Annotated in this window: 16 protein-coding genes; 8 read left to right on the forward strand and 8 right to left on the reverse strand. The window is 41.6% G+C overall.

From position 1 onward, the window contains the following. Nucleotides 1-385 precede the first annotated feature (385 nt). Nucleotides 386-1234 (reverse strand): carboxylating nicotinate-nucleotide diphosphorylase, encoded by an 849-nt coding sequence (gene nadC, locus AOG27_RS00125; RefSeq protein ID WP_054550988.1) that lies wholly within the window; start codon nt 1232-1234, stop codon nt 386-388. Between the two features lie 187 nt (nt 1235-1421). Here nadC and ampD point away from each other — a divergent pair, with 187 nt between their 5' ends. From ampD to lpdA, 6 genes are all read left to right on the forward strand, one after another. Further along, on the forward strand, nt 1422-1964 hold the full coding sequence (gene ampD, locus AOG27_RS00130) for a 1,6-anhydro-N-acetylmuramyl-L-alanine amidase AmpD (RefSeq protein WP_054550989.1): 543 nt from the start codon (nt 1422-1424) through the stop codon (nt 1962-1964). Between the two features lie 21 nt (nt 1965-1985). Continuing rightward, a complete protein-coding gene (gene ampE, locus AOG27_RS00135; RefSeq protein WP_054550990.1) occupies nt 1986-2837 on the forward strand; it encodes a beta-lactamase regulator AmpE in 852 nt (283 codons plus the stop codon). A gap of 378 nt (nt 2838-3215) precedes the next feature. Next, the gene (pdhR, locus tag AOG27_RS00140; RefSeq protein ID WP_036965924.1) at nt 3216-3965 is read left to right on the forward strand and encodes a pyruvate dehydrogenase complex transcriptional repressor PdhR; all 750 of its coding nucleotides are present in this window, start codon (nt 3216-3218) and stop codon (nt 3963-3965) included. 85 nt (nt 3966-4050) lie between these two features. Beyond that, nucleotides 4051-6717, forward strand: coding sequence for a pyruvate dehydrogenase (acetyl-transferring), homodimeric type (aceE, locus tag AOG27_RS00145; protein ID WP_054550991.1), 2667 nt, complete (start codon nt 4051-4053; stop codon nt 6715-6717). Nucleotides 6718-6726: 9 nt separating this feature from the next. Next, entirely contained in the window at nt 6727-8619 is a 1893-nt protein-coding gene (gene aceF / locus AOG27_RS00150; RefSeq protein ID WP_054550992.1) for a pyruvate dehydrogenase complex dihydrolipoyllysine-residue acetyltransferase, read from the forward strand. A gap of 188 nt (nt 8620-8807) precedes the next feature. Continuing rightward, nucleotides 8808-10232 carry a dihydrolipoyl dehydrogenase gene (lpdA, locus tag AOG27_RS00155; RefSeq protein ID WP_054550993.1) on the forward strand — a complete coding sequence of 475 codons (1425 nt, stop codon included), beginning with the start codon at nt 8808-8810 and terminating at the stop codon, nt 10230-10232. Between the two features lie 189 nt (nt 10233-10421). Here the strand turns inward: lpdA and AOG27_RS00160 are convergent, their stop codons facing one another. From AOG27_RS00160 to lptD, 7 genes are all read right to left on the reverse strand, one after another. Further along, complete coding sequence (locus AOG27_RS00160; RefSeq protein WP_054550994.1) at nt 10422-12437, reverse strand: methyl-accepting chemotaxis protein; 2016 nt, start codon at nt 12435-12437, stop codon at nt 10422-10424. Between the two features lie 141 nt (nt 12438-12578). Next, nucleotides 12579-13394 carry a symmetrical bis(5'-nucleosyl)-tetraphosphatase gene (locus AOG27_RS00165; protein WP_054550995.1) on the reverse strand — a complete coding sequence of 272 codons (816 nt, stop codon included), beginning with the start codon at nt 13392-13394 and terminating at the stop codon, nt 12579-12581. Nucleotides 13395-13400: 6 nt separating this feature from the next. Continuing rightward, the gene (gene apaG, locus AOG27_RS00170) at nt 13401-13790 is read right to left on the reverse strand and encodes a Co2+/Mg2+ efflux protein ApaG (RefSeq protein ID WP_054550996.1); all 390 of its coding nucleotides are present in this window, start codon (nt 13788-13790) and stop codon (nt 13401-13403) included. Further along, entirely contained in the window at nt 13774-14580 is an 807-nt protein-coding gene (gene rsmA, locus AOG27_RS00175) for a 16S rRNA (adenine(1518)-N(6)/adenine(1519)-N(6))-dimethyltransferase RsmA (RefSeq protein WP_054550997.1), read from the reverse strand. Before rsmA ends, apaG begins: the two co-directional genes overlap by 17 nt. Beyond that, the gene (gene pdxA / locus AOG27_RS00180; RefSeq protein WP_054550998.1) at nt 14577-15569 is read right to left on the reverse strand and encodes a 4-hydroxythreonine-4-phosphate dehydrogenase PdxA; all 993 of its coding nucleotides are present in this window, start codon (nt 15567-15569) and stop codon (nt 14577-14579) included. Before pdxA ends, rsmA begins: the two co-directional genes overlap by 4 nt. Nucleotides 15570-15574: 5 nt before the next feature. After that, a complete protein-coding gene (gene surA / locus AOG27_RS00185; RefSeq protein ID WP_054550999.1) occupies nt 15575-16867 on the reverse strand; it encodes a peptidylprolyl isomerase SurA in 1293 nt (430 codons plus the stop codon). A gap of 36 nt (nt 16868-16903) precedes the next feature. Beyond that, nucleotides 16904-19150: an LPS assembly protein LptD gene (gene lptD, locus AOG27_RS00190; protein ID WP_054551000.1), complete on the reverse strand. Its 2247-nt coding sequence runs from the start codon at nt 19148-19150 to the stop codon at nt 16904-16906. A 103-nt stretch (nt 19151-19253) separates the two neighbouring features. Here lptD and AOG27_RS00195 point away from each other — a divergent pair, with 103 nt between their 5' ends. Next, nucleotides 19254-20255 (forward strand): aminoglycoside phosphotransferase family protein, encoded by a 1002-nt coding sequence (locus tag AOG27_RS00195; RefSeq protein ID WP_054551001.1) that lies wholly within the window; start codon nt 19254-19256, stop codon nt 20253-20255. After that, complete coding sequence (gene murU / locus AOG27_RS00200) at nt 20252-20908, forward strand: N-acetylmuramate alpha-1-phosphate uridylyltransferase MurU (RefSeq protein WP_054551002.1); 657 nt, start codon at nt 20252-20254, stop codon at nt 20906-20908. Before AOG27_RS00195 ends, murU begins: the two co-directional genes overlap by 4 nt. Nucleotides 20909-20928 lie beyond the last annotated feature (20 nt).

Below are 20928 nucleotides of genomic sequence, written 5' to 3' on the forward strand. Positions count from 1 at the left end.
CTTCTTTAAATAAAGCTTGATCGATAACATAAAACTCTTAGAACTTCCTATGTTCTGAAAACATTAATTAACTTTAGCATTATTCAATGATTTTGAAAGCTATTTTCCTGTTAGCTAGAGGTTTTTTCAGAACTTTCCTACTTTAGTTTGAGACAGGTCAAGCTAATTCAATTATTGCACTGTTTGATATGGCATCCTTGCTAATACTTTGAAGAGTGAAACTAAAATGTGTGTAAGAGCCTAGGGTGCAGACATACTAAAGAGTGATATTTTGCCGTATAAATGTTTGTTTTTTGTTACTATTACAAGCTTTGTACGTATTTAATGCTTTTTTTATTTCGTTGTCAACGGATTAGGTAAGCATTAAATACGTGGCTAGCTATTTTTAAGCACTAAAACGCATTGAAAGGTCGATTGATTGTAAATTTTTTGTAAGTGCGCCACTTGAAATAAAGTCAACGCCAGCCTGCGAATAGGCTTTTAAGGTTTCGAGTGTCATGTTGCCAGATACTTCGAGCTTTGCTCGCTTGTCTGTCAGCAAGACTGCTTGTTGAATTTGTTCGACTGTAAAGTTATCAAGCATGATGATATCAGCACCTGCTGTGATTGCTTGCTCAAGCTCATCAAGTGACTCCACCTCAACCTCAACTGGTTTTGTAGGGTGATTGATTTTTGCTTGAGCGACGGCTTTATCAATGCCACCACAGGCAGCAATGTGGTTTTCTTTAATTAGAAACGCATCAAAAAGGCCGATGCGATGATTCGCGCCGCCGCCACATTTTACAGCGTATTTTTGTAGCGCACGTAAGCCAGGAATTGTTTTACGTGTGTCGAGTAACTGCGTAGTCGTGCCCTCAAGCTCTTTTACGTAATGAGCTGTTGTTGTTGCTGTACCTGAGAGTGTTTGTACAAAGTTAAGGGCTGTGCGCTCTGCAGTTAAAATTGCGCGAGCTGAGCCTGATGCTGTAAAAAGTGTGCTATTTGCAGCTACTTTGTCGCCGTCATTTACAAGTACTTCAACGTTTACTGTAGGATCGACTTGGTTAAAAACTTCTAAAATAATGTCTTTACCACAAAATACGCAGTCTTCACGGGTAATTACCTTGGCATTGGCTAGCTCGTTTTCTGGAATTAGTTGCGCGGTAATATCACCGTCATTTGCGCTTTGGTAATTTAAATCTTCATCAAGGGCAAGTTTTACCAGTTGGCTAATTAATGTGTGTGGGACTGACATGTCGAAAGCTCATTGTTTATTAATAAATTGGCGAAATTTTACTATGTTTAACCCCTCAATAGAAGACAAAGATTGGCTACAGTAAAGTATCCCCACTGTTACTTTAAGTGATTGAATCAAAGCAACTAGACCCTGAGATTTTAACCCTTTACACTATTTAACTTTATTGTCATCGTTAGTTTTTAATATGCATATAAATGAATTGGGTCAATTAAACAATGTGTTACAAAGGCCCTGTACACATTACGATGAACGCCCAGAAGGCGAGGTGTCATTGCTTGTTATTCATAATATCTCATTGCCAGCAGGGCAGTTCGCAACGCCTTATGTTGATGATTTGTTCATGGGAACAATTGATTGTACGGCGCATGAAAGCTTTGCTGATTTAAAAGGCTTAAGAGTGTCTGCACATTGCTTTATTCGTCGTACCGGTGAAGTTATTCAGTACGTGCCTTTTGAGAAACGAGCTTGGCACGCCGGTATCTCAACGTTTGAAGGTAGAGAGCGCTGTAATGATTTTAGCGTGGGCATTGAGCTTGAAGGTACAGACACCAAAGCGTATACCCAAGCCCAATATAATGCATTACACTTAGTGACTAAGGCGTTGATGGCAAAGTATCCTGAGATAAACCGTTCGCGCATTGTTGGCCATTGTGATATTGCACCGGGCAGAAAAACTGACCCTGGTGCGAGTTTTGATTGGCAATACTATTTTGATTTAGTGTTTTAGTTAAAGGATATAGGTAAAGGCATGATCTTAATTTCAATAATTATTGCTTTGGTGATTGAGCGTTTAGGAGCTCGAGCAGATTATTGGCAAATCGGTTTTTATGCCAATAGATATCTTAAACACTCGCAAAAACAACTCTCAGAAAAAGGCTTATTTAATTCGCCAATTGGCTTTTTGATTTGGTTAATGTTGCCTGTCGTTGCCGCAGGTTTAGTCTATCAACTCTCTGATTTTATTATTTGGCAGCTGGCAGTGAATGTTGCTGTGCTGCTGATTTGTTTTGGCTGTGCTAAACAACGTGCTTTATATAAGTCTTACTTAAATGCGTTAACCCGCAACGACCAAGAAGCGGCTACCTTATATGCATTACAAATGGGTCAAAAGAAAACAGAAGATGATCCTCAAGGTGAGACTTTTGGCCAAACTCTAGCTTGGTTAAATTTTCGCTTTTATTGTGCAGTCATTTTTTGGTTTGTGGTTTTAGGTTTGCCTGGCGCGGTTCTTTATGCGCTAGTTCGAACCTTTGCTGACAAAGTCAGAGACGACCATAAAGTGGCGTACGCTAAGCGTTTTAAACTGATCCATAGCTTACTGTTTTGGCTCGATTGGTTTCCAGCACGTGTTGCTAGTTTTGGTTATTTAGTGATTGGTAACTTTAATAAAGGCACCAGTTGTTGGCTCAAGTATGTGCTCGACTTTTCAGTGAGTAACCGTAAAGTTGTTACGCAAACCGCACTTGCCGCTGAGCAAATAGAGCAACAACATTTTGGTTGTACTTATGAAGCCACTTGCATGATGAAGCTTGTAAAACGAAATGTATTGTTCTTTTTAGTGATCATCGCAGCGCTTACCTTATTTGGTGGTTTGGCGTAGGCGCGATTTTATATCGCGTTTAAATTTTTGGTCTTTGTGGTTTTTGTCGTGGGATGACCCCGCTGCTACAAAGCTACTCAATTCAACTAACACCGAAAACCTGATCTCTAAAAGTTTTTGTCGCTCAATCTGGTCTGACCATTTATTTTTTATTGTTTTTTCCTTCAGAAAAAGACACTTTAATCCATACTGTTTAATCTTTAGACGAATTACGTTAGGGTGTAACTAGGCGCTGAACGTAGTGAAATTGACAGAAATACGGGTTTTTGATAACGTATGCGACAAATTTGGTATGACCAATTTACCTTTTTGGTCAAAGCACAAGGCTAAATACCCGATATTTATGGGGTTAGCGCATAACAATGCGGACGTTAATAAATGTCTTTAAAGATTAAAGCAGCAAAATTATCTGATGTAATTTTACAACAACTTGAGAATATGATTCTTGAGGGGTCGTTAGCGCCAGGCGAAAAGCTGCCTCCTGAACGTGAATTAGCGAAACAATTTGAAGTATCGCGACCTTCACTGCGTGAGGCGATTCAAAAGCTAGAAGCCAAGGGGTTAGTAACGCGTCGCCAAGGTGGTGGAACGTTCGTAAAAAATCAGCTTGAAGAGGGGCTCACTGATCCGCTTTTTGATTTGATTAGTAAGCATCCAGAGTCACAATTTGATTTACTTGAATTTCGTCATGCCCTTGAAGGAATTGCAGCATATTATGCAGCTATGCGCGGCACAACGAATGACTTCAAAAAAGTAAAACAAAGCTTTGACAACATTGCGCTCGTTAATGACGACATTGTGCAAAAAGCAAAAGCAATTAATGCATTCCATTTTAGTGTGGCAGAAGCGTCTCATAACGTTGTACTGCTACATTTAGTACGTGGTATGCAGGCCTTGTTAGAGCAAAATGTATTACAGAATTTAACTGTACTGTTAAAAAAACCACAGATCAGCCAACAGCTCGCAGAACATAGACGACTGTTGATGGATGCGGTTATTGAAGGAAACCCAGAGCAAGCACGTCTTGCTAGTAATGCTCACTTAGCCTTTATCGAAGAAGCCTTACTTGAGGCTGGCAAAGAGCATTCGCGGATTGAACGTAGTTTAAGACGCACCAAACAACATTAAGCAAGTGATTAGCTAAGTTTAGTTAACTACTTAATTTTAAGATTTATTAAAATAATTAGTATTTTAAACATAAGGAAACCTCCATATGTCTGAAGTCAATAAAATTGACGTAGACGCGCTAGAAACACAAGAGTGGTTACAAGCCCTTGAGTCTGTTGTGCGTGAAGAAGGTGTTGAACGTGCTCAATTCTTACTTGAGCAAGTGTTAGAGCAAGCCCGTTTAGACGGTGTTGATATGCCTACTGGCACAACCACTAACTACGTTAATACCATTCCGGTAGATCAAGAACCTGCTTACCCAGGTGACGTAAACATTGAACGTCGTATTCGTTCAATCATTCGTTGGAATGCGATCATGATCGTATTACGCGCGTCGAAAAAAGATCTAGACTTAGGCGGCCATATGGCGTCTTACCAGTCTTCAGCTGCATTCTATGAAGTATGTTTTAACCACTTCTTCAAAGCACCAAACGATGTTGATGGCGGTGATTTAGTTTATTACCAAGGTCACATTTCTCCAGGTATCTATGCACGTGCATTTGTTGAAGGTCGTTTAACTGCTGAGCAGCTTGATAACTTCCGTCAAGAAGTTGATGGTAAAGGTCTTCCTTCATACCCACACCCTAAGTTAATGCCTGAATTCTGGCAGTTCCCTACGGTATCTATGGGTCTTGGTCCAATTGCTTCAATCTACCAAGCTCGTTTCTTAAAATACCTAGATGGTCGTGGCTTAAAAGACACTAAAAACCAACGTGTATACGCTTTCTTAGGCGACGGTGAGATGGATGAGCCAGAATCACGTGGTGCAATCTCATTCGCTGCGCGTGAGAAGCTAGATAACCTATGTTACCTAATCAACTGTAACCTACAGCGTTTAGATGGCCCGGTAATGGGTAACGGTAAGATCATTCAAGAGCTTGAAGGCCTATTCAAAGGTGCAGGCTGGAACGTGATTAAAGTTGTATGGGGTAGTGGTTGGGATATCCTACTTGCTAAAGATACATCAGGTAAATTACTGCAGTTAATGAACGAAACGATTGACGGTGATTACCAAACATATAAAGCAAAAGACGGTGCATATGTTCGTGAGCACTTCTTCGGTCGTTACCCAGAAACAGCAGCACTTGTTGCTGATATGACTGATGAAGAAATCTTCGCACTTAAGCGTGGTGGCCATGAGCCTTCAAAACTTTACGCTGCATTCAAAAAAGCGGAAGAAACCAAAGATCGTCCGACTGTGATCCTAGCTAAAACTGTAAAAGGTTACGGCATGGGTGAAGCGGCTGAAGGTAAAAACATCGCGCACCAAGTTAAGAAAATGGACATGACTCATGTTGAGCACCTACGTTCACGTTTAGGTCTACAAGATTTAGTTTCTGATGAAGAAATTAAAGACTTACCATACCTTACTCTTGAAGAAGGTTCTGAAGAGTACAAGTATCTTCACGCACGTCGTGAAGCGCTACAAGGTTACACACCAAAGCGTATTCCTAAGTTTTCTGAAAGCTTAACATTGCCAGAAGTTGACGCGTTCAAGCCACTACTTGAAGAGCAAAAACGTGACATCTCTACAACAATGGGCTTTGTACGTGCACTTAACGTGTTACTAAAAGACAAAGGCATTGGTAAAAACATCGTTCCTATCATCGCTGATGAAGCGCGTACATTTGGTATGGAAGGTTTATTCCGTCAAATCGGTATTTACAACCCGCATGGCCAAAACTACACACCACAAGACCGTGACATTGTTTCTTACTATAAAGAAGCAACATCAGGTCAGGTACTACAAGAAGGTATCAACGAGTTAGGTGCAATGTCATCATGGGTTGCTGCTGCAACATCATACAGCACTAACGATTTACCAATGATCCCATTCTACATCTACTACTCAATGTTTGGTTTCCAACGTGTAGGTGATATGGCGTGGATGGCTGGTGACCAACAAGCACGTGGTTTCTTACTAGGTGCTACGGCAGGTCGTACTACACTAAATGGTGAAGGTTTACAGCACGAAGATGGTCACAGCCACATTCTTGCTAACACGGTTCCTAACTGTATTTCTTATGATCCGACATTCGCATACGAAGTAGCGGTAATCATGCAAGACGGTATCCGTCGCATGTACGGTGAAGACCAAGAAAATGTGTTCTATTACCTAACGCTAATGAACGAAAACTATCATCAACCAGCAATGCCAGAAGGCGCTGAAGAAGGTATTCGTAAAGGTATCTACAAGCTTGAAACTGTGGCTGGCGATAAAGCGAAAGTACAGTTACTAGGTTCAGGTACTATCATGATTGAAGTGCGTAAAGCGGCACAAATCCTGAGCGAAGAGTATGGTATTGGTTCAGATGTATTCTCTGTAACATCATTCAACGAGTTAACTCGTGACGGTCAAGACGCTGAGCGTTTCAACATGCTTAACCCTGAAGCAGAGCAAAAGACTGCTTATATCACTAACACATTAACAGATGCCGTGACTGTTGCTGCAACAGACTACATGAAGAACTACGCAGAACAAGTTCGTTCATTCGTACCAAGCAGCAACTACAAAGTGTTAGGTACTGATGGTTACGGTCGTTCTGATAGCCGTGAAAACTTACGTCGTCACTTCGAAGTGAATGCTGGTTATGTTGTGGTTGCAACACTATCTGAGCTTGCTAAACGTGGTGAAGTTGAGAAGTCAGTAGTTGTTGAAGCAATCAAGAAATTCGACATCGACACAAACAAAGTTAACCCGCTATACGCATAAGAGGTTCCAATGAGTATTGAAATTAATGTACCAGATATCGGTGGCGATGAAGTTGAAGTAACCGAAATCCTTGTTAGCGTTGGTGATAAGGTTGAGGTTGACCAATCGTTATTAACGGTTGAAGGCGACAAAGCATCAATGGAAGTACCTGCTGCACAAGCAGGTACGGTTAAAGAAATTAAAGTAGCTGAAGGTGATACGGTAACTACTGGTTCACTTATCATGATCTTCGAAGGTGAAGAACAAGCTGCGGCTCCTGCAGAGGCTAAAGAAGAAGCGCCAGCTCCAGCAGCTGCGCCTGCAGCTTCTGCTACACAGGAAGTAACTGTGCCAGATATCGGCGATGATGAAGTTGAAGTAACTGAAATCATGGTTGCGGTAGGTGACACGGTTGAAGAAGAGCAATCTTTATTAAGCGTTGAAGGCGATAAAGCATCAATGGAAGTACCTGCTCCAATTGCGGGTACGGTTAAAGAGATCAAAATCGCGACTGGCGATAAAGTGAAAACGGGCTCTCTAATCTTCGTTTTTGAAACAGCTTCAAGCGGTTCAGAAGCGCCTGCTGCAGAATCAGCACCAGCTGAAGCAGCGCCGGCAGCAGCGGCATCAAGCACTAAAGAAGTTAACGTGCCTGATATCGGTGGTGACGAAGTTGAAGTAACCGAAGTGATGGTTGCTGTAGGCGACAAGGTTGAAGAAGATCAGTCAATCTTAAACGTTGAAGGCGATAAAGCATCAATGGAAGTACCAGCACCATTTGCCGGTACTGTTAAAGAAGTTAAAGTAGCAGCTGGGGATAAAGTATCAACTGGCTCACTTATCTTTGTATTTGAAGTAGCGGGTAGTGCACCAGCTGCAGCGGCACCTGCTCCTGCAAAAGCTGAAGCAGCGCCTGCAGCAAAAGCGCCTGCGGCTGAAAAGCCTGCATCAGCACCTGCAAGCAACGAAGGCTTTGCAGATAACAAAGCGTATGCACATGCATCGCCTGTGGTACGTCGTTTAGCACGTGAGTTTGGTATTAACCTAGCGAACGTAAAAGGCACGGGTCGTAAGAATCGTGTTGTGAAAGAAGACGTACAAAACTACGTGAAAGACCTTGTGAAGAAAGTTGAGTCAGGTCAGCTATCTGCAGGTAAAGGTAATGCCGGTGGCGGCGAGCTAGGTCTTATCCCTTGGCCTAAGGTTGATTTTGCTAAGTTTGGTGAAATCGAAGAGAAAAAACTTTCTCGTATCCAGAAGCTATCAGGTGCTAACTTACATCGTAACTGGGTGCAAATCCCGCATGTTACACAGTTTGACGAAGCTGATATCACCAGCCTTGAAGTATTCCGTAAAGAGCAAAATGCGCTTGCAGAGAAGAAAAAGCTGGGTGTTAAAATCACACCACTTGTATTTGTGATGAAAGCAGCGGCGAAAGCATTGGCTGAATTCCCAACGTTTAACTCTTCACTGTCTGAAGACGGCGAAAGCTTAATCTTGAAGAAGTACATCAATATCGGTGTTGCTGTTGATACGCCAAACGGTTTGGTTGTTCCAGTATTCAAAGATGTTGATAAGAAAGGCATCATTGAGCTTTCTCGTGAGTTAATGGATATTTCTAAGAAAGCACGTGACGGCAAGCTAACTTCATCTGATATGCAAGGCGGTTGTTTCACAATCTCAAGCCTTGGTGGTATTGGTGGTACAGCGTTCACACCAATTGTAAATGCGCCAGAAGTTGCTATCTTGGGTGTATCTAAGTCAGAAATGAAACCTAAGTGGAATGGCAAAGAGTTTGAACCTAAATTAATGGTTCCATTATCAATGTCATACGACCATAGGGTTATTGACGGTGCACTAGCAGCACGCTTTACTGTGACGCTAGCAAGCTACATGAGCGATATTCGTCAACTAGTGATGTAATCGTTTCACAGTTTATAAGAATCAAATCCTAGCAAGTTGTTTTTTGCTGGGATTTTTACCATTGGCAATGATACAATCTTTGCTATAGAACAATCTTGGTATAGATATCTGCTCTCCCTTTCTGCCTTGCAGAAACATGGCAGTTAAACATAGGGGCAGTGTCCCGTTCAAACATTTAAGGTAATAGCATGAGCAACGAATTAAAAACTCAAGTTGTTGTACTAGGCGGTGGTCCTGGTGGTTATTCTGCGGCTTTCCGTGCTGCTGACTTGGGCTTAGAAGTAACATTGGTAGAATCTCGCAACACATTAGGCGGTGTATGTCTAAATGTGGGTTGTATTCCTTCAAAAGCACTTTTACACGTAGCTAAAGTGATCGATGACGCTGCTGAAATGTCATCTCACGGCGTTACTTTTGGCAAGCCTGAAATCGACCTAGACAAAATCCGTTCTTGGAAAGAGTCTGTAATCGGTCAATTAACTGGCGGCCTAGACGGCATGGCTAAAATGCGTAAAGTGAAAGTGGTTAACGGTTACGGTAAATTCACTGGCAGCAACACCATTGCTGTTGAAGGTACTGACGGTACAACAACAATCACGTTTGACAATGCTATTATTGCAGCAGGTTCTCAACCAGTTAACTTACCTTTCATCCCTGAAGATGACCGCGTAATTGACTCAACAGGTGCGCTAGAGCTTAAAGACGTTCCTGAGAAACTACTTGTTTTAGGTGGTGGTATCATCGGTCTTGAGATGGGTACTGTATACCGTGCACTAGGTTCTGAAATCGACGTTGTTGAGTTTGCTGATCAATTAGTACCAGCAGCTGATAAAGACGTTATCAAGATCTACCAAAAATACGTTAAGAACAAGTTCAACGTAATGCTTTCTACTAAAGTTGTTGGTGTTGAAGCGAAAGAAGACGGTCTATACGTTTCATTCGAAGGTAAAAATGCACCAGCTGACGCAGTACGTTACGACAAAGTACTTGTTGCAGTAGGGCGTACACCTAACGGTAAGCTTGTTGATGCTGATAAAGCAGGTGTTAATGTTGATGAGCGTGGTTTCATCAATGTTGATAAACAGCTTAAAACAAACGTTGGTCACATCTTCGCTATCGGTGATATCGTTGGTCAACCAATGCTTGCGCACAAAGCGGTACACGAAGGTCATGTTGCTGCAGAAGTTATCTCTGGTCAGAAACACTTCTTCGATCCTAAGTGCATCCCTTCAATCGCATACACAGATCCAGAAATCGCATGGGTTGGTGTAACTGAGAAAGAAGCTAAAGAGCAAGGCTTAAGCATCGAAACTGCTGTATTCCCTTGGGCTGCTTCTGGTCGTGCAATCGCTTCAGCACGTACTGAAGGTCAAACTAAGCTAATCTTCGATAAAGACTCAGGTCGTGTTATCGGTGGTGCTATGGTTGGTATCAACGCAGGTGAAATGCTAGGTGAAATCGGCTTAGCAGTTGAAATGGGCGCAGACGGTGAAGACCTAGCGTTAACTATTCACGCTCACCCAACGTTAAACGAATCAATCGGTCTAGCTGCTGAAATCTTCGAAGGTTCAATCACTGACCTTCCAAACAAAAAAGCAGTTAAAAAGAAGTAAGTTCTTTTGACTAATCGTTTTAAAAACCCAGCTCCGGCTGGGTTTTTTGTTTTTAACCATCAGCACATTTTAGTAATTCGCAATAAGACTGAATCAAAAGCCAGCTGTTAACTTCGTTAAGAATTACTATAAAAAAACCGCGTTTGCTTTCACAAACACGGCTTCTATTCTTCATTAGCTTGTAGCTTACTATACTTTAAACGCATCTACCGATAAACGCAGTTCTTCAGCCAGTTTTGCTACTTCAGAGCTTGAGATATTAGTTTGGTTTGCACCTTCAGCTGTTTGCTCTGCGATTGCTACAATCGACTCTAAACGTTCACTGATCTCTTGAGATACTTGCTGTTGTTCGTGAGCGGCTGTTGAAATCTCTTCACTTACATTATGAGCCTGTGCAACGGCAGCAGTGATTGAATCAAGGGCCGTGTTTGCAAGGTCTGATTGCTCAACACACGACTCAGCTTGTTGCTTACCTTTCGACATAGCCGATACAGCAGCCTCAGCGCCAACCTGAAGCGATTCAATCATTGCTTGGATCTCTTGGGTCGACTCTTGAGTCTTGCTTGCTAGAGAGCGTACTTCATCAGCAACTACGGCAAAGCCTCGGCCTTGTTCACCGGCACGGGCTGCTTCAATGGCTGCATTAAGCGCAAGTAGGTTGGTTTGCTCAGCAATGCCACGAATAACATCTAAAATGCCACCGATTGAAGCGCTGTCTTTATGAAGTTGGTTGATAACTTGCGATGCATCATCGACTTCACGAGCTAGTTGCTCAATGGTTGCTTTATTTTGTGATGAAATGCCTTTGACACGATCTGCTTCTTTATCAGCGTTCTTTATTTCACTAAGAGCTTGTTGTGCACTGCTACTTACCGCTTGTGATGTACTGCTCATCTCAGTTGTTGCCGTTGCCGCTTGTTCAACTTGTGCTTGTTGATTACGTATAGCTTGGCTGGATTCTTCAGTGATTGCCGATGTCTCTTCAGAAGCAGCAGCTAGCTGTGTAGAGCGAGAGATTATACCTTGGATAAGCGTACGCAAACTTTCAATTAGCGTATTACAGCTACGTGATAGTTCACCGAATTCGTCTTTAGCTGAGTCGTCTAGGCGCTGTGTCATGTCACCGCTTGCCACAATATCAAGGATACGGTTTACTTCAGAAAGGGGCTTGGTTATACGATTAACAGTCACAGCAGCAACGATGATAGCAATTAAAGTAGCAATCACCATGGCAACCCAAGTCCAAATAGTTGCTGTTGAGACATTACCGCTGACATCTTGCTGCAAGTCAAAAGCCAGCACTGTAGCTTGGTCAACTAGTTCTTTTAATTGCTTTAATGCTTCACTAGTAGAGTTTTCTGCGTTTGCTAATTCAGCTTCTGTTTTAGCAATTGCATCAATTAAACGTTTTTTATTTGCAGATAAACTGTTATTACCACGAACATTATCTGAAAGCGTTTCAAAGTAGCCGTTTAAATCATTATACAAACCGGCGTTATTATCAATAATTGCTGGGCGAATGAGCCCTAAACTACGCTCAACTTCTTCTAAGTAATAAACCTGTTCATTTTTTACGATGTCTAATGTGTTGAGAGTTTTCACCGTTAGCATATCAGTGCTGTTAGTGACGACTGATTGGAAGTTGTTTTCCATGTTATTGGCGGCTTGATAAGCACGTGAATGGTTTTCTTCAAGTCCATCTATATCAATAATATCAAGCACCACTGAATTTGCATCTTCAGCACTGATTTCGATGTTTTCAAGCTGGATGCGTAGTGTTTTATTTAGCTCAAGTTGAGTTTGTTTATCTGCAAACAGGTTGTCGACAGACTTAACAAAGCGCTTATAAGTTTGCTCAACTTGTTGGCTGCTTTGTTTTAGCTTTGGATCGTTGCTAACAATTTGTTGAAGCTCTTGGTAGGAATTATCATATCGTTTTTTTTGTTGGTTGAAATTTTTTCTTAATGTCGCCAGTTCATCTTGCGCACTAGTATAAAAACTTGCCTGAGCTGACTTACTCATTAAAATAAATTCAACCTGTAACTCATAACTCTTATCGAGAGCTGGCAGCGAAAGCTGGTTAACTCGCTGTGTTGATTGATCTATGTTGGTAATTTTTACCAACGAGTTACCACCAATAAAAAGCAGGAGTAACGTAATAACAATAAAGCCACCCCAAATGCGCTGTCTAACGGTCAAGTTCATATGCAATTCCAGAAAATAGTACTAATCAACACTTATCGGCAAGGTTGCCAATTAGTTAAGTATTTAAATTTAATTAGCTTTAAATTAAATTTATTTTAATTGTTATAAATCTAACAGATGTTCAGCTATTTTTCAGTTTATTTAGATAAAAGAGTGGGATTTTTCGACGAAATAGTCTTTTGTGTTGAGTTCCATTAGGGTCATTGCGCCACCCCAAACACAGCCTGTATCAAGTGCGTGGATGTTTTCTTGTTTGACTTTACCTTCTAAAGCAGCCCAGTGGCCAAATGCAATATGCTGTTTTAACTTAGAAATATCAGGGTGATCGAACCAAGGTATTATTGAGCTGTCTTCACTAATACTGGTTTTGTTTGCAAAATCGAGTTCACCTGTAAGGTTTACGAACCGCATCCGAGTGAAATAATTAACAATATAGCGAAATTTAGCTTCACTACTTAAATTCGATTGCCACTGTAACGGATGGGGATCGTACATATTGGCGAAGTAATGAGTTGCATCAGCTCCTTGATAGCATTGCTGGGCAAAACTAGCACGTTTCAATGCTTTTTTTATTGACCAGCTAGGATTTAGGCCAGCATGACTTATCAGCATGTTATAGCGTTCAAGCCAAATAGCTAATGGCTGTTGCTGTAAAAAATGAATATATTCAGCGCGTTTTGGACTATTAAAAACATCGGCCAGCTTATCTTTGGGGTTTGCAGGTTTATTTAGATAATGACAAGCGATAAGGTGTAAATCATGATTACCAAGGGTAATAGTTACACTGCCTTGCATAGTATGAAGGCGCTCGAGACAGGCGAGTGAGTCAGGACCTCGAGCGACTATATCGCCGACTAAGTAAAGGTGATCTTGGCTTGGGTTGAAGTTGACCCGTTTCAATAACGCATCAAATTCACTATAACACCCCTGTAAATCACCAATTGCATAATCAGCCATCGTTATTTAGTGCAATATGTTTGGGCGAGCTAAACGAAACACCTCGATTGGTGCTTCGAATTCAGTCCCAAATTCGTTACGCATGGTGTAATGACCTTGCATTGTCCCAACTGGGGTATCAAGCACAGCGCCACTGGTGTATTTGTAGCTTTCACCTGGGGCAATGGTTGGGGTTTCACCAACAACACCTTCACCTTGTACTTCCACTTCTTTACCGTTAGCATCAGTAATTAACCAATAACGGCTCAAAAGCTTAGCACTGCATAAACTGTGGTTTTTAATGGTGATAGAATAAGCAAAAACGTATTTATCTTGTTCAGGCTCTGATTGACCTTCTACGTAGAAGGTCTCAACCGACACCTTAATTGGAGAACCTAGATTACTGCTTGTTGTCATAAATCCAATTAGCTATATCAATAAATTGTTGTAAAGACAGGCTTTCAGCACGCAGCGTGATATCAATGCCGATGCTTGTTAGTTCTTCAGCTGTAAGTAAGTTAGATAAACTATTACGCAGAGTCTTACGGCGCTGATTAAAGGCTTCTAAGCATACTGTGTTAAGAAGTTTTGTACTTTTAGCTGAACGCTGTTCAGGCTTTTTAGGGATCAAACGAATTACTGCTGAATCGACCTTAGGGGCTGGCTTAAAGCACTCTGGTGGTACATCAATCACTGGCATTGCGTGACAGTAATATTGTGTCATTACACTCAAGCGGCCAAAAGCTTTGCTGCCTGGGCCTGCGACCATGCGTTTAACCACTTCTTTTTGCAGCATAAAGTGCATATGCTCAACATTGTCTGCAAATTCAAATAAATGGAATAACAGCGGGGTCGAAACATTGTAAGGTAAGTTACCAAAAATCTTTAATTTTTCGTCTGACTTGATCAAAGAGCTAAAGTCGAACTTCATTGCATCGCCTTGATGCACTGTTAACTTTGGCCCTAAAAATGGGTGGCTCGTTAAACGTTCTGCTAAGTCTTTATCTAACTCAACAACCGTTAGGTGGCCACTTAAATCAGCGACTGGCTCAGTGATAGCACCAAGACCCGGGCCGATTTCTACTAAATTATCTTCAGGTTTAGGATCAATGGCCGTGACGATTTTGTCGATGATCATGTCATCGTTTAAAAAGTTTTGACCAAAACGCTTACGAGCGCGGTGTCCTAAATGTACTTTATCTGTCATTGATTCTGTGCTTTTTCATGGGCGAGCTTAATTGCTTCGCGGATCGCTAATTCAAAACTACCTACATCAGCAGTACCTGTGCCGGCTAAATCGAGAGCCGTGCCGTGATCTACTGAGGTGCGAATAAATGGCAGGCCAAGAGTGATGTTGACCGAATTGCCGAAACCTTTGTATTTTAGCACAGGTAATCCCTGATCGTGATACATTGCAAGCACTGCATCTGCTTGCGAAAGATATTTATCTTGGAATAGGGTATCAGCAGGCAATGGGCCAATTAAGTTCATACCTTGGTTATTTAATAGCTCAAGAGTTGGCGTTATAGTGTCAATTTCTTCAGTGCCTAAATGACCATCTTCGCCGGCATGTGGGTTTAAGCCACATACGAGAATGCGTGGCTTTTCAATGCCAAACTTTGTTTGTAAGTCATGATTTAATATTGTGGCTACTTTGCTTAAACGCTCAACGGTGATTGCGCGCGATACATAAGCAAGCGGTATATGGGTCGTAACAAGTGCCACACGCAAGCCTTCAGTTGCTAACAACATCACCACATCAGCAGTATTTGATTGCTGTGCAAAATACTCTGTGTGACCGCTGAACGAAATCCCCGCTTTGTTGATAATCCCTTTATGAACAGGGCCTGTAACAACAGCAGCAAAAGTACCATCCATATTTTTTTCACTGGCAATGCGCAGTGTATCCAACACATATTGACCGTTAGCGTCATTAAGTACGCCCACTTCAACGTCTGTGCCTAAATCTACTTGGTGTAAGTAAACGCTGCCTGCAGGGGCAATGCTTGGTGCTTGGCTATCATCGAAGTCAATTAAATTGATATCTAAACCAAGCAACTTAGCGCGCTGTTTTAATAACGCGCCATCAGCAATCACCACCAGTTGGGCATCCCACTGGTGCTGCGCTAACTTGATAAGTAAATCAGGGCCAATACCAGCTGGCTCACCTGGGGTAATTGCAATTCTAATGGTCATAATTTTTATTCTGTTGGGAAAATATCAACGTGTGCTTGCTCACGCATTTCTTGCTGCCAGTTGAAACTTTCTTCTTTAAATTTACGATTAAACAGTAGTTGGTGAGCGCGGTTACGTTTAGCTTGCTCTGTTTTATCTGCTACACGCTTATCAAGTAGCTGTACAATGTGCCAACCAAACTGAGTTCTGAATGGCTCACTGATTTCATTTTTATCTAGAGAAAGCAGGGTATTTTTAAATTCTGGTACATAGGTGCTTGGGTCAGTCCAGTCGTACTCACCACCTTTTAGTGCTGAACCTGGATCTTCAGAGTACTCTTTAGCTAGTTCTGCAAAGTCAGCTTTACCATCACGAAGATCTTTTGCAAAGCCTTTAAGCATGTCACGCGCTTTTTCTTCGCTTAAAATAATTGATGGTTTAACTAAGATATGGCGTGAACGAACTTCTGTTGTTTCAACAACTTGACGACCACGAACATCTTGCACTTTGATGATGTGGAAACCAGCACCTGAACGAAGCGGACCAACAATGTCATCTTTTTTATGACCTTTTACAGCTTCTGCGAATAGCGATGGCATTTCGTTGATGCTCATCCAACCAAGCTGACCACCCTCAAGTGCCTTTGAGCCGCTTGAAGATGAAATAGCAATACGCTTGAACTCTTTGCCTTCTTTTAAAAACTCAATAACTTTCTCAGCTCGCGTTTTAGCGCTCGCAATTTCATCCGCAGTAGCATCACTAGGAATATCAATCAAGATATGGCCAATGTCATATTCTTCGGCATTTTTACCTTGTGTTTCCATGATTTTTAACAGGTTATCAATTTCTTGCGTACTGATATAAATACGGCGATCCACGTTCATACGAGTTACTTGTTGCGTGGTGATCTCTTTACGGATTTCTTCGCGATATGCAGGGTAGCTGTCTCCAGCCGCTTCAATTGTCCGACGTAAGTCAGCAATACTGCCACCTTGCTCACGCGCCATATTTTCTAAAGTTTGGTCTAATTGCGAGTCTGAAATCTCAAGACCCATACGCTCAGCAAGTTGCATCATTAGTTCTTGGCTAACTAAACGCTCAATGGCTTGAATTCGCAGTGTATCATCAGAAGGTAATTCTTGACCTTGCTCTGCAGCCTGAGTCTTTACGCGATTAACAATGGTGTCTACTTCACTTTGTAAGATAACACCTTGGTTAACAACGCCCACCACTTTGTCAATTTCAACTGGTTTTGCGAAAACGTTTTGGCATAGGCCAACTGTTAATAATGCTGATGCAAATAATTTTTTTAAATTCATACTTTTTCTAATACTCTTGCTAATAGTACTGCGGTACTAGTTATTAAGAAAATACGGTCTACGATAGCCAAAAATACCTTGTTGTAATAATTTTTGTGCATCATAACGGCTTTTGCTTCCAAGCCCTTTTAACACAATATTGAAACCAATACTTGTGTCAAAGGTTGCTTGCTCTTGACCAATCGCCTGGTTCAAATCAGTTTCGATTTGACGACGGCCTGTGATTTGAAACGCCCAACAGCATGATTCATACTGAAGACCGCTGAAAACCTCAATACTACGACCGCTCTCTAAATCACGGTGGTAGCTGCCAACAAACTGCCAATCTTCTGATAGCGGAATGCTGGTAAATAGACCAACTTGCTCGATTGTATTGCCTGAGACATCATTTGCATAGCGATGGTTCAATTGCACGAGCTGTTTATCGTCACCTTTATAATCTAAGGTGATATTTGACTGAATAATTTCTTTACCATCAGTGTCGTACTGGATACCACCTGATAAATACCAACGACGGTGCCAATGTAACATGGTTTGCGCTGCAAACAAGGCATTGTAGTTAGTGTCGGAGTCGATACCTTGTGATGTAGGCTTGGCATCATTACTTAAATAAAAAATTTGTCCGGCACTGAAGTTAAATACTTCTTCATTTTCACTACTAAATAAGCGTGTTGTTGCACCTAACGTAAATTGGTTTGCAGTTGCTATCCGGTCGATACTTGAAAAACGGCGATCTCTAAATAAGCCAAAGAAATCGTCTTGTAATTTTGCTGTATCGTAAAGACCAATATTTGATTGGTCTTTATTTGGCGTATATAAGTACTGAATTTGTGGTTCAAGAGTTTGAATACCATCTTTAAAGAAAAATGCAGTATCACGCTCAAAATTTAATTGGCTGTATAAACGCACTTTAGGTAGGGTTCGAGTGACATTTTCATCAAACTCGGTACCAGCTAAGTCACCATGTTGGTTGTATTCAGTATGTAATAAGCTGAACTCAGATAAAAATGACCATGCGTATTCTTGATAACCAAAACTTGCTTTAGGCTCTATATGAACACGGCTTGCTTCATCAATTACAGCTTCATCATTAGTGAAATAACTGAGCTCACCATCAAGGGTTAAATCAATGCCATAAAAATCATATGCATCAGTTTGCGAAAAACTAATTTGTGGCAGCGCCGCATATGATTCACGGTGATCACCAAGTACTTCAAAACTTTGCAACTTGATATTGGTTCGCCAAGTGTCACCTAAGTGGGTTAGAGAGCCGGTGCGGTACAACTGAGTATCGGTGCGAGTCGCATAACCAGAGTTTAAATCGGTTAAGTAGTTATCATCACTGACGTTTGTTATGTCGATATTAGCACGCCAGTTTTCACCTAAATAACTTTGCTGTTGCCAGTGGAACAGGTAACGAGAGTCTACATTTGGCTCTTCGTCATCTTTGTCTAGGTACTCAACAGCAACTAAGCCATTATTTTGCTCAGTTAAATAACGAAACTCCCCAATCATTTGTAAACCGCGTTTAGACATATAGCGCGGTGTTATAGTCGCGTCGTAATTTGGTGCAATATTCCAGTAATAAGGAGTAATGGTTTCGATACCATAGCGGCCTGAGCTCGAGAAGTTAGGTGTTAGTAAACCTGACTTACGACGGTCATCTAATGGGAAAGTAAAATAAGGAACATAAAGTACTGGGGTATCAAACACTCTAAGCACAGTATTATGTGTTTCGCCCCAACCTTCTTCTCTTGATAAGTCGATTTCGTCAGCTTCGATGGCCCACACAGGTGTTTCACCCGGACAGGTAGTAAAGCTTGCGTTCATCAGGTTTAGGCCAGACTCATTAACTGTTAGTTTTTCTGCGCCGCCATGACCAAGTTGATCAGTAAACTTATAGTCTGCGCCTAGCAAGCTCAATTCAGAATTGTTTAAATCTGCATTGAGTCCAGAGCTATTAATTTGGCTTACTTTATCGCGATAAACGATAGGACCGGTTGCATTAAGTAACCCACGTTGTTTGTCAATCAGTGCACTTTGTGCGGACAAATTCATCGTTAGGGTGTTAATATCTACATTACCGGTAAATTCTGCGCTTTGGGTACCCAATAGTTCAATATCATCGGATTTGATATCGATCGTATTAAGTTCAAGGCCAGGGAGCGGTTGCCAAGCTCTGGTTTGCATTGAAGTGCCACAAAAATTGTGTGCCAGTTCAGTTTCGGCGAACGATGGTGCGCTAAGTACGCTTAGCATCATTATGCCCCAGGTTTTGCTCATTTAATGACCTTAATGCTCTTTGGTTGGATATAAGCTAGACATAATAAAGGAAAACAATGGCAAATACAGTAATTGACTTAGTGAAAAATAGATATCTTACTAAATGAATCGTTATAAAAGTTTACAGCAGTTTTTAAATCCTCACTTTAAAGAGGATGAATATCAATTAGCCGCCATCACTGGGGATGCGAGTTTTCGTCGGTATTTCCGCGTAAATACAAGTGATCAGAGCTATATTGTCATGGACTCAGATCCAGATAAATTAGATAACACGCCTTATATAGAGCTCAATAAAGTATTTTCTCAGCATGGGTTTAAGTTACCAAAAATTCTTCAGGCTGATGAAAAACAAGGCTTCTTCTTGCTGAGTGATTTAGGCAATACTCATTTGGCTGATTTACTGGGCGACGAAGACCGCACTTTACACTACAAACATCTAATAAAGTTAAGTGCACAGTGGGCGCAAATCCCGCCTGCCCAATATATGAAAGTATTTGATGGCGAGTTTTTACAGTTTGAGCTAAGTATTTTTAGAGATTGGTTAGTCGATAACTTTATCGGTGAGCAACTCTCTGCTGATGAGCAGAAAATGTGGCAACAAGCCTGTGAGTTATTAATTAATAATGCCCTTGAGCAACCAATTGTTACGGTGCACCGAGACTTCCATAGTCGCAATATTATGCGCACAGGGCAGCAATGGGCAATCATCGATTATCAAGATGCCGTACAAGGGCCGGTGTGTTATGACCTTGTTTCATTATTAAGAGATTGCTATTTCAAGCTACCAGAACAAGAGCTCGACTACCTTTTACATTACGCTTATGACGAATTTAGCGAGCAGCAGCTATTGCAAGACACTTCGTTTGCGATGTTTAAACGTTGGTTTGACTTAACCGGCGTGCAGCGTCATTTAAAAGCTGCGGGCATATTTTGCCGCTTAAAATTACGTGACGGTAAGTCTGGCTATTTGAATAATGTACTGCCAACCCTTACATACATCAGTAATGTCAGTAAAGAATACCCAGAGTTAACAGCCCTTGGTCAGTGGATAGAGCAGATAATTATGCCACAGACTAAGCAGCGTTTAACGAAAGAGTCCAAATGAAAGCAATGATCCTAGCTGCGGGGCGTGGTAAACGCATGATGCCGCTAACCGAAACGCAACCAAAGCCGATGCTAAAGATTAACGGCAAGCCATTATTAGAGCATCATATTAATAACTTACGTCAAGCCGGGGTTACCGATATTGTTATTAACCTTGCCTGGCAGGGCGACAAAATAACAGAGTATTTCGGTGATGGTTCGCAGTTTGGTGTATCGATCACTTACAGCCAAGAGCAGGCTGGGGGGCTTGAAACCGCCGGGGGGATCATTCAAGCATTGCCGTTATTGGGCGAACAATTTATTGTCATCAATGGTGATGTGTTTACTGATTACGATGTGACTTCGTTAATGCAGTTGCACCTGCAAGCCGGTGAGGCGCATATTGTCCTTGTTGAAAATCCTGCGCATAATCCTGATGGTGATTTTGCACTGAGTCATCTAAGTCCTGATAGTCAAAAGTATACTTTTTCCGGTATAAGTCGTTATCATGCTGATTTCTTTAAAGGTCTCAGCACAGGTATTCGCCCGCTTGGGCCAATCTTGCGCGAAAAGCTCAGTGAGTACCAGGTTTCGACTGAACTTTATTTGGGTCAGTGGGATGACATTGGCACACCAGCCAGACTCGACGAAATCAATCAGCGTTTCGCTTTGTAAAAACAACAGAGGTTTGCCAA

This window comes from Pseudoalteromonas lipolytica (assembly GCF_001306915.1).
In the GTDB taxonomy this organism is placed as follows: domain Bacteria; phylum Pseudomonadota; class Gammaproteobacteria; order Enterobacterales; family Alteromonadaceae; genus Pseudoalteromonas; species Pseudoalteromonas simplex.

Bases quoted from the DNA above. Each gene is read 5' to 3' on its own strand.
- pdxA (WP_054550998.1), bottom strand. From the start codon at position 15,569: ATGACCATTAGAATTGCAATTACCCCAGGTGAGCCAGCTGGTATTGGC.
- lpdA (WP_054550993.1), top strand. From the start codon at position 8,808: ATGAGCAACGAATTAAAAACTCAAGTTGTTGTACTAGGCGGTGGTCCT.
- ampE (WP_054550990.1), top strand. From the start codon at position 1,986: ATGATCTTAATTTCAATAATTATTGCTTTGGTGATTGAGCGTTTAGGA.
- apaG (WP_054550996.1), bottom strand. From the start codon at position 13,790: ATGACAACAAGCAGTAATCTAGGTTCTCCAATTAAGGTGTCGGTTGAG.
- pdhR (WP_036965924.1), top strand. From the start codon at position 3,216: ATGTCTTTAAAGATTAAAGCAGCAAAATTATCTGATGTAATTTTACAA.
- murU (WP_054551002.1), top strand. From the start codon at position 20,252: ATGAAAGCAATGATCCTAGCTGCGGGGCGTGGTAAACGCATGATGCCG.
- aceE (WP_054550991.1), top strand. From the start codon at position 4,051: ATGTCTGAAGTCAATAAAATTGACGTAGACGCGCTAGAAACACAAGAG.
- surA (WP_054550999.1), bottom strand. From the start codon at position 16,867: ATGAATTTAAAAAAATTATTTGCATCAGCATTATTAACAGTTGGCCTA.
- nadC (WP_054550988.1), bottom strand. From the start codon at position 1,234: ATGTCAGTCCCACACACATTAATTAGCCAACTGGTAAAACTTGCCCTT.
- AOG27_RS00160 (WP_054550994.1), bottom strand. From the start codon at position 12,437: ATGAACTTGACCGTTAGACAGCGCATTTGGGGTGGCTTTATTGTTATT.
- AOG27_RS00195 (WP_054551001.1), top strand. From the start codon at position 19,254: ATGAATCGTTATAAAAGTTTACAGCAGTTTTTAAATCCTCACTTTAAA.
- ampD (WP_054550989.1), top strand. From the start codon at position 1,422: ATGCATATAAATGAATTGGGTCAATTAAACAATGTGTTACAAAGGCCC.
- AOG27_RS00165 (WP_054550995.1), bottom strand. From the start codon at position 13,394: ATGGCTGATTATGCAATTGGTGATTTACAGGGGTGTTATAGTGAATTT.
- lptD (WP_054551000.1), bottom strand. From the start codon at position 19,150: ATGAGCAAAACCTGGGGCATAATGATGCTAAGCGTACTTAGCGCACCA.
- rsmA (WP_054550997.1), bottom strand. From the start codon at position 14,580: ATGACAGATAAAGTACATTTAGGACACCGCGCTCGTAAGCGTTTTGGT.
- aceF (WP_054550992.1), top strand. From the start codon at position 6,727: ATGAGTATTGAAATTAATGTACCAGATATCGGTGGCGATGAAGTTGAA.